At 73.4% G+C, this 9,117-nt stretch carries 8 protein-coding genes; 6 read left to right on the top strand and 2 right to left on the bottom strand.

Annotated features, from left to right (window positions below):
- Together ACFVU9_RS44885 and rpsD are read left to right on the top strand one after the other, a co-directional pair.
- Positions 1-911, top strand: a 911-nt coding sequence (locus ACFVU9_RS44885; RefSeq protein WP_387603772.1) for a replication-associated recombination protein A, incomplete at its 5' end; no start/stop codon positions are given.
- A gap of 322 nt (positions 912-1,233) precedes the next feature.
- Positions 1,234-1,848, top strand: a complete 615-nt coding sequence (gene rpsD, locus ACFVU9_RS44880; RefSeq protein WP_030240707.1) for a 30S ribosomal protein S4 — start codon at positions 1,234-1,236, stop codon at positions 1,846-1,848.
- 106 nt (positions 1,849-1,954) lie between these two features.
- Here the strand turns inward: rpsD and ACFVU9_RS44875 are convergent, their stop codons facing one another.
- Positions 1,955-2,281 (bottom strand): tetratricopeptide repeat protein, encoded by a 327-nt coding sequence (locus tag ACFVU9_RS44875; protein ID WP_387603769.1) that lies wholly within the window; start codon positions 2,279-2,281, stop codon positions 1,955-1,957.
- Between the two features lie 49 nt (positions 2,282-2,330).
- Complete coding sequence (locus ACFVU9_RS44870) at positions 2,331-4,559, bottom strand: ATP-binding protein (protein WP_387603766.1); 2,229 nt, start codon at positions 4,557-4,559, stop codon at positions 2,331-2,333.
- Positions 4,560-4,899: 340 nt separating this feature from the next.
- On the opposite strand from ACFVU9_RS44870, the gene ACFVU9_RS44865 reads away from it, so the two are divergent.
- From ACFVU9_RS44865 to ruvX, 4 genes are read left to right on the top strand one after another with little or no spacing between them, the layout of a single operon-like run.
- Positions 4,900-5,379 (top strand): DUF948 domain-containing protein, encoded by a 480-nt coding sequence (locus ACFVU9_RS44865; RefSeq protein WP_359973189.1) that lies wholly within the window; start codon positions 4,900-4,902, stop codon positions 5,377-5,379.
- 4 nt (positions 5,380-5,383) lie between these two features.
- Complete coding sequence (locus ACFVU9_RS44860) at positions 5,384-5,857, top strand: DUF6167 family protein (RefSeq protein WP_380498463.1); 474 nt, start codon at positions 5,384-5,386, stop codon at positions 5,855-5,857.
- A complete protein-coding gene (gene alaS, locus ACFVU9_RS44855; protein ID WP_387603762.1) occupies positions 5,857-8,526 on the top strand; it encodes an alanine--tRNA ligase in 2,670 nt (889 codons plus the stop codon). The genes ACFVU9_RS44860 and alaS overlap by 1 nt, the downstream gene beginning before the upstream one ends.
- Positions 8,526-9,005 (top strand): Holliday junction resolvase RuvX, encoded by a 480-nt coding sequence (ruvX, locus tag ACFVU9_RS44850; RefSeq protein WP_359973184.1) that lies wholly within the window; start codon positions 8,526-8,528, stop codon positions 9,003-9,005. Before alaS ends, ruvX begins: the two co-directional genes overlap by 1 nt.
- Positions 9,006-9,117: the final 112 nt, after the last annotated feature.

Genomic DNA, 9,117 nt, shown 5'->3' with positions numbered 1-9,117 from the left:
GGGTCACCCTGATCGCGGCGACCACCGAGAACCCGTACTTCTCGGTGATCTCGCCACTGCTGTCGCGCTCGCTGCTGCTCACCCTGGAGTCGCTCACCGACGACGACGTCCGCGCGCTGCTGCGCCGAGCGGTGGCCGACGAGCGCGGCCTGGAGGGTGCGCTGGAGCTGACCGAGGAGGCCGAGGACCACCTCGTGCGGCTGGCCGGCGGGGACGCCCGGCGGGCGCTCACGACGCTGGAGGCGGCGGCCGGGGCGGCGCTGGAGAAGGGCGAGCCGAGCATCACGCTGGCCACCACCGAGACGGCCGTCAACCAGGCGGCGGTGCGCTACGACAAGGACGGCGACCAGCACTACGACGTGGCGAGCGCGCTGATCAAGTCGATCCGCGGCAGCGACGTGGACGCCACGCTGCACTACCTGGCCCGGATGATCGAGGCGGGGGAGGACCCGCGCTTCATCGCCCGGCGGCTGATGATCTCGGCCAGCGAGGACGTCGGCCTGGCGGACCCGACGGCGCTGGCGACGGCCGTCGCGGCGGCCCAGGCGGTGGCGCTGATCGGCTTCCCGGAGGCGCGGATCATCCTGTCCCAGGCGGCGATCGCGCTGGCCCTGGCGCCCAAGTCGAACGCGGCCTACCTGGCGATCGACGCGGCGCTGGCGGACGTCCGGCAGGGCCTCGCGGGCGCGGTGCCGCCGCACCTGCGGGACGCGCACTACGGCGGCGCGGGCAAGCTCGGCCACGGCCAGGGCTACCAGTACCCGCACGACCTGCCGGAGGGCATCGCGGCCCAGCAGTACGCGCCGGACGCGGTGCACGGCAAGGACTACTACCAGCCGACCCGGCGCGGCGGCGAGGCCCGCTACGCGGACGTCGTGGAGTGGACGAGGGGTCGGCTCAGGGGCGAGTGAACGGTATGCACGCGCCCCGGTATACTCGATCGGAGTGCCACGTCCCGGGACGGCGGCGGGGGAGACCCCACCGACCGGCCGCACCAGCGGGACGCCGGCCGTAGGCCCCTTCCGAGGGGTCCGCACCAGGAGCGTCGCGCACCGTCTCGGTGTCGCGGGCGGCCCAGTCCACTGGATCGTCCGTGCGACAAGCACATCCGTGCCCGGCTCCGGAGAGCGGCTGATCCCACCGCGCAGGCGGCGGGGTTTTCTCCGGGTCGCGACTTGCGACCTCCGTCAACACCTGGTGAAGCCGTATTCGAAAGCAAGGAAGGTTTGGTTCATGGCGAACCAGAAGCGCCCCAAGGTCAAGATCGCGCGTGCGCTCGGCGTGCCGCTGACCCCGAAGTCCGTCAAGTACTTCGAGGCCCGCCCGTACCCGCCCGGCCAGCACGGCCGTGGTCGCAAGCAGAACTCGGACTACAAGGTCCGTCTGCTCGAGAAGCAGCGTCTGCGCGCCCAGTACGACCTGAGCGAGAAGCAGATGGCGCGCGCGTTCGACCGCGCGAAGAAGGCCGAGGGCAAGACCGGTGAGGCGCTCGTCGCCGACCTGGAGACCCGTCTGGACTCCCTGGTCCTGCGTTCGGGCATCGCCCGCACCATCTACCAGGCCCGCCAGATGGTCGTCCACGGCCACATCGAGGTCAACGGCGGCAAGGTCAACAAGCCGTCGTTCCAGATGAAGCCGGGCTTCGTGGTGACCGTCCGCGAGCGCTCCAAGGAGAAGGTCCCCTTCCAGGTCGCCCGTGAGGGTGGCTACGCGGGTGAGGGCCAGACCCCGAAGTACCTCGAGGTCAACCTGAAGGCCCTGGCCTTCCGCCTGGACCGTGCGCCGCAGCGCAAGGAGGTCCCGGTGATCTGTGACGAGCAGCTGGTCGTCGAGTACTACTCGCGCTGACCCGCGGCTGGTCCTGCACTTCGCGGAACCACAGCGAGCCCCCACCGCCCCTCGGGGTGGTGGGGGCTCGCCCCTTTTCGGCGCCCGTCCGGAACCGCTGCCCGGCTCAGGCGCTCTCGCCGGCCATCGCGGCGGCCAGCCGCAGGTGCGGGCGGGCCTCCGCGGCGCGGCCCTGGCGCTCCAGGGTGCGGCCGAGCATCAGCCGGGCGTAGTCCTCGGCCGGGTCGGCCTCCAGGATCCGGATCAACTCGGCCTCGGCGTTGCGGAGTTGGGCGGAGTGGTAGTAGCTGCGGGCGAGCAGCAGGCGGACCGAGAGGTTGGCCGGCTCCTCGGCGAGCACGCCCGCCAGGATGTGGGCGGCCTCGCTGTACGCCTTGGACTCGAAGTAGAGCGTCGCCCGGCGGTACTCGTCGGCGGCGGTGTGGACGGCCACGGTGGCTCCTTCCGGCTTGGTACTTGCCTCCTCAAGCAATCCGCAAGCTTCAGCTATTCCGCACCGGCGCGGGCGCCGGGGCCGGCGGGACGGAGTACGGGCCCGGCCCCGGCCCGGGCCCGCCCGGGGAGCCGCCGGTGCCGAGGGCCCGGGACACCGCCGCGTCGAGGCCGAGCCGGGCGCCCGCCGCGTAGCAGTCCTCGTACTCCTGCTCGGTGAGCCCGGCGCGGGCCCGTTCGGCGCACTGCCGGTGCGGGCCGAAGAAGAACCGCGAGCCGAGGAAGGGCGTGCCGACCGTGCGCCAGATCCGGTGCGCCGCGCCCTGGAGCAGCCGGGCCTCGTGCAGGTCGCCCGGGACGTCCGGCCCGGCGGGCTCGGTCTCCAGCAGGGCCAGCAGGTCGATGCCGAGGACGATGCCCAGCAGGTCGTGGAACAGGTGGTTGAGCCGCACGCTCTCCCGGGCGAGGACCCGGGCCGGGCGGACGTCGCCGTCCATCCAGTGCGAGAAGGCCATCGCGTACAGCACGTACGCGTACGCCCACTGCTCGCCGTGCTCCTCGCACACCTCGCGGGCCTGGCCGAACCACAGCTCGCCGCTCTCCCGGTCGCCCTGGAAGACGTAGGCGAGGCCCAGTTCGAGCATGGCCATCAGGACGTTGCTGTTGAGCTCGCCGATCGTCCGGTAGTGCCACAGCGCCTCCTCGAACAGCTCGGCGGCGCGGCCGGGTTCGTCGCCGATCAGGGCCGCGCAGCCCTGCCGGTGGACGGCGTAGGCGAGCGCGCGGTCGTCGCCGGTGGCCAGGGCCTGGCGGCGGCACTCCTCCAGGGCCGGACGGGCGGCGGGCAGGTCGCCCTGGAGCGTCGCCATGTAGCCGGTCACCCAGAGCGCCTTGGCGCGTGCCTCGGTCGGCTCGCCGGCCAGGGCGAGGGCGCGGTCCAGCCAGTGCCGGCCCTCGCCGAGGTGGCCGCTGCCGACCCAGTAGAACCAGAGCGTGCCGGCCATCAGCAGGGCGAGCTGCTCCTCGCCGGGCTCGGAGAGGCAGAACTCCAGCGCGGCCCGGAGGTTGGTGTGGGCGAGCCCGGTGCGTTCGGCGGTCTCCGCCTGCCGGGGGCCGAACCACTCGACCTCGCCCCAGGTCGCGACCCCCAGGTACCAGTCCCGGTGGCGGCGCAGCAGCCGCTGCTCGTCGCCGGCGGCGCGCAGCCAGGTGCCGCCGTACTCGCGCAGGGTGTCGAGCAGCCGGAAGCGGACGCCGTAGGCGGTGTCCTCGCGCAGGACGACGGACTTGGCGACGAGTTCGGAGAGCAGGTCGAGGACGTCCTCGGCGTCGATGCCCTCGGCGGCGCACACGTACTCGGCGGCCTCCAGGTCGAAGCCGCCGGCGAAGACCGAGAGGCGGGCCCAGAGTAAACGTTCCTGCACCGTGCAGAGCTCGTGACTCCAGCCGATCGTCGTGCGCATCGTCTGGTGCCTGGGCAGGGCCGTTCTCGCGCCGCCGGTCAGCAGCCGGAAGCGGTCGTCCAGCCGGGCCGTGATCTGCTCGACGGACAGCGCGCGCAGCCGCCCGGCCGCCAGCTCGACGGCGAGCGGGATGCCGTCCAGCCGGCGGCACAGCAGGCCCACCGCCTCGGCGTTCGCCTCCGTCACGGTGAAGGAGGGCAGCACGGCGCGCGCCCGCTCGGCGAACAGCTGCACCGCGTCCGGCAGCGTGCCCGGCCCCGGCCGCCCGTCCGCCACCGGGCCGACCGGCAGCGGAGCCACCGTGTACAGGTGCTCGCCGCCGGCCCGCAGCGGCGCCCGGCTGGTGGCCAGCACGCGCAGGCCGGGCACCGCCCGCAGGAGGGTGTCCGCCAGCTCCGCGCAGGCCTCCACCAGGTGCTCGCAGCCGTCCAGCAGGAGCAGCGGCCGGCGGCCGGCCAGCTGCTCGGTCAGCACCTCCAGCGGCGGCCGGGCAGTGCCGTGCGGCAGCCGCAGCGCCTCCAGGACGGCGTGTCCGAGCAGGAGCGGGTCCTGCACGGGGGCGACGTCGACCAGCCAGGTGCCGTCCGGGAACGCGCCCGTCGCCCGCGCCGCCGCGCGCAGCGCCAGCCGGCTCTTGCCGACCCCGCCCGGCCCGGTGACCGTCACCAGCCGGGCGTTCGCCAGCAGCCCGGCCAGCTCGGTCAGCTCCCGCCGACGGCCGACGAAGCCGGTGACCTCGGCCGGCAGCCGACCGGGCTGCGCCGCGCGCCGGCGCGGGCCGGCCTCCCGAGGCTGTGCTGTCCAGTCGCCGGCCAAGCGCTGCTCCCCGTGCTCCGGGCCCGGACCGTACCGGCCCGGACGTGCGTCGGGCCGTACGGGCGACGACCCGCCTGGCAGAACGAGGTGACCGGCCGGTAGGTTACGCGGGCGGTTCGCACACCCGACCGGATCACGGGCCCGTCTTCGGACCCCCGTCGTCCGCCCGGAGGGCGGGCGCGGCGCGTCCCCCGGCGACGGCACGCGGGAGGGAGCCCGGATACGGGCCCCCGGGCCCGCTGCGCCACCGCCCACCCGGTCCGGAAACCGGGCGTGGGCGCGATAGGGTTCCGTTTTGGAGAACAGCAAGGCGAACAGCAAGGCGAGGGAGCGCGCAAAGGTGTCCGTGGGAGAGCTGGCCGGGTTGCTCGTCGCCGTGTTCTGGGCGGTCCTGGTCACCCTGCTCGCCGTGGTGCTGGTCCGCCTCTCGCGGGTGCTCAAGGAGGCCACCGTCCTGGTCTCCGCCGTCACCGAGCAGGCCGTGCCGCTGCTGACCGAGGCGGGCGCCGCCGTGCGCAGCGCCAACGAGCAGCTGGAGCGGGTCGACGAGATCACCGCGAACGTCCAGGACGCCGCCGCCAACGCCAACGCGCTCTCCTCCACCGTCGCGGCCACCCTGGGCGGGCCGCTGGTGAAGGTCGCGGCCTTCAGCTACGGCGTCCGAAAGGCGGTCGCCAGGCAGCAGGGCGGCAACCCGTCCGTGCCCGCCCAGCCGGGCGAGCGCGAGGAGCTGGCCCGGCTGATCCGGGCCGAGGTGCGCGCCGCGACCGCCCCGCGCGGCGGCCTGCTGTCCCGGGTCCGGCGCGCGGTGAGGGGCTGACGCCGTGGTGCGACGCATCTTCTGGATGGCGGTCGGCGCCGGCGCCACCGTCTGGGCCATGAACAAGGCCAACGAGGCCGTGCACCGGCTCACCCCGGACAGCCTCTCCGGCACCGCCGCGCGCGGCGCGCTGCACCTGGGCGACCTGGCCAAGCAGTTCGCCCAGGACGTGAAGGCCGGCATGGCCGAGCGCGAGGACCAGCTGCGCGACGACCTCGGACTCCACGGCACCGCCGTCGTCGAGCCCCGGCGCGAGCGCCGGTCCCGCCCGTCGCCCGCCACCACCCTTCCAGGGAAGCGCTCCGCGCTACCCCCCTCAAGCGAACCGCAGTACCGAGCTATCTCGGCGGCGCCCGGCAGTCCGGCCGCCGCCCTGCCTCCGTCCAGCAGTGCCCGCAAGACCCCCAGAGCCATTGAAGAAACGCCCCGCCGCGCCCTGCCGCCGCGGGGTGGCACCCCGAACCGGAAGGACCACTAATGGAGTCGGCTGAGATCCGCCGCCGCTGGCTGCGCTTCTTCGAGGAGCGCGGCCACACCGTCGTTCCGTCGGCGTCCCTGGTCGCCGACGACCCCACCCTGCTGCTGGTCAACGCCGGCATGGTGCCGTTCAAGCCCTACTTCCTGGGCGAGGTCAAGCCGCAGTTCTCGCGCGCCACCAGCGTCCAGAAGTGCGTGCGCACCCTGGACATCGAGGAGGTCGGGAAGACCACCCGGCACGGCTCCTTCTTCCAGATGTGCGGCAACTTCTCCTTCGGCGACTACTTCAAGGAAGGAGCCATCAAGTTCGCGTGGGACCTGCTCACCACCCCCGTCGCGGACGGCGGCTACGGCCTGGAGAAGGAGAAGCTCTGGATCACCGTCTACAAGGACGACGACGAGGCCGAGCAGATCTGGCGTGACGTCATCGGCGTGCCCTCGGAGCGCATCCAGCGCCTGGGCATGAAGGACAACTTCTGGTCGATGGGCGTCCCCGGCCCGTGCGGCCCGTGCTCGGAGATCAACTACGACCGCGGCCCCGCGTACGGCGAGGAGGGCGGCCCGGCCGTCAACGGCGAGCGCTACCTGGAGATCTGGAACCTGGTCTTCATGCAGTACGAGCGCGGCCACGGCGACGGCAAGGACGGCTTCGAGATCCTCGGCGACCTGCCGAGCAAGAACATCGACACCGGCCTCGGCCTGGAGCGCCTCGCCGCCATCCTGCAGGACGTCGACAACCTCTTCGAGATCGACACCAGCCGGATGATCCTCGACCGCGCCGCCGAGCTCACCGGCCACACCTACGGCGCCGACCGCAAGTCGGACGTGTCGCTGCGCGTGGTCACCGACCACATCCGCACCGGCCTGATGCTGGTCGGCGACGGCGTCACCCCCGGCAACGAGGGCCGCGGCTACGTGCTGCGCCGCATCCTGCGCCGCGCCATCCGCAACATGCGCCTGCTGGGTGCCACCGGTCCGGTCGCCAAGGACCTGATCGACATCGCGATCAAGGCGATGGCCCCGCAGTACCCGGAGCTGGAGGCCGACCGCAAGCGCATCGAGACGGTCGTCGTCGGCGAGGAGTCGGCGTTCCTGCAGACCCTGAAGGCCGGCACCAGCCTGCTGGACGCCGCGGTCACCGAGACCAAGCAGGCCGGCGGCGCCGTCCTCTCCGGCGACCAGGCCTTCAAGCTGCACGACACCTACGGCTTCCCGATCGACCTGACCCTGGAGATGGCCGAGGAGCAGGGCCTCCAGGTCGACGAGGCCGGCTTCCGCCGCCTGATGCAGGAGCAGCGGGATCGCGCCAAGGCGGACGCCAAGGCCAAGAAGATGGGCCACGCCGACGTCGCCGCGTACCGCGAGGTCGCCGACAAGTCCGGCGCGAGCCTGTTCACCGGCTACACCCTCACCGAGGGCGAGGCCACCGTGGTCGGCCTGCTGGTGGACGGCGTCCCGTCGCCGGCCGCCTCCGAGGGCGACGAGGTCGAGATCATCCTCGACCGCACCCCGTTCTACGCCGAGGGCGGCGGCCAGCTCGCCGACCACGGCCGGATCCGGCTGGAGTCCGGCGCGGTCGTCGAGATCCGCGACGTGCAGCAGCCCGTCCCGGGCGTGATCGTCCACTCCGGCGGGGTGCTGTTCGGCGAGGTCGTGCTCGGCGCGTCCGCGTACGCCACGATCGACACCGACCGCCGCCGCGCGATCGCCCGCGCCCACTCGGCCACCCACCTGACCCACCAGGCGCTGCGCGACGCGCTCGGCCCGACGGCCGCCCAGGCCGGCTCCGAGAACGCCCCGGGCCGCTTCCGCTTCGACTTCGGCTCGCCGGCCGCCGTGCCGGGCAGCGTGCTGACCGACGTCGAGCAGAAGATCAACGACGTGCTGACCCGCGAGCTGGAGGTCACCGCCGAGGTCATGACGATGGACCAGGCCCGCAAGGCCGGCGCCATCGCGATGTTCGGCGAGAAGTACGGCGAGGAGGTCCGGGTCGTCACCATCGGCGACTTCTCCAAGGAGCTGTGCGGTGGCACCCACGTCGGCAACACCGCCCAGCTGGGCCTGGTGAAGCTGCTCGGCGAGTCCTCGATCGGCTCCGGCGTGCGCCGCGTCGAGGCGCTGGTCGGCGTCGACGCGTACAAGTTCCTGGCCCGCGAGCACACCGTGGTCTCCCAGCTCACCGAGCTGGTCAAGGGCCGCCCGGAGGAGCTGCCGGAGAAGATCTCGGGCATGCTCACCAAGCTCAAGGACGCCGAGAAGGAGATCGAGCGCTTCCGCGCCGAGAAGGTGCTGGCCGCCGCGGCGGGCCTGGCCGACTCGGCCGAGGACGTGCACGGCATCTCCGTGGTGGCCGCCCGGGTCGCCGACGGGGTCGGCGCGGACGAGCTGCGCAAGCTGGTCCTGGACGTGCGCGGCCGCCTCGGCTCGCGCCCGGCCGTGGTCGCCGCCTTCACCGTGGCGAACGACCGCCCGCTGACCGTGATCGCCACCAACGAGGACGCCCGCGGCCGCGGCATCAAGGCCGGCGAGCTCGTCCGCGTCGCCGCCAAGACCCTCGGCGGCGGCGGTGGCGGCAAGGACGACGTCGCCCAGGGCGGCGGGTCCAACCCGGCCGCGGTCGGCGAGGCCATCGCCGCGGTGCGCGGCCTGGTCGCGGAGCGCGCCTCCTGATGGAGTTCGAGGAGAGGCCCTTCAGGCGTGGGCGGCGGATCGCCGTCGACGTCGGTGACGCCCGGATCGGGGTCGCGTCCTGCGACCCCGACGGGGTGCTCGCCACCCCGGTGGAGACCGTCCCGGCCGGCGTGAAGTCGCAGGCCAGGATCGCCGCGATCGTCGACGAGTACGGCGCGATCGAGGTGGTCGTCGGGCTGCCGCGCTCGCTCAGCGGCAAGGAGGGCCCGGCGGCGGAGAAGGTCCGCGCGTACGCGGCGCGGCTGGCCAACCGGGTCTACCCGGTGCCGGTCCGGCTGGTCGACGAGCGGATGTCCACCGTCACCGCGACCCACGGGCTGCGGGCCTCCGGCGTCAAGGCGAAGAAGGGGCGCTCGGTGGTCGACCAGGCCGCCGCGGTGGTGATCCTCCAGTCCGCCCTTGAGTCCGAACGGGTGAGCGGACGCCCACCCGGTGAGAGCGTCGAGGCGGCGGGCTGACCGGCCTGCTCTAACGTCCCGGAAAGGGGTCCGTGCGGACGCGTCCGCACGCGTTGCGGTTGACCGTGATGCCGACCTCGTGGAGGCGGTCCTCGGCCTGCTGGCCGTCGAG

Source organism: Kitasatospora sp. NPDC057936 (assembly GCF_042887525.1).
Lineage (GTDB): Bacteria > Actinomycetota > Actinomycetes > Streptomycetales > Streptomycetaceae > Kitasatospora.
Note: the sequence above shows the minus strand (reverse complement) of the source record. Positions and strands in the feature narration are given on the sequence as shown.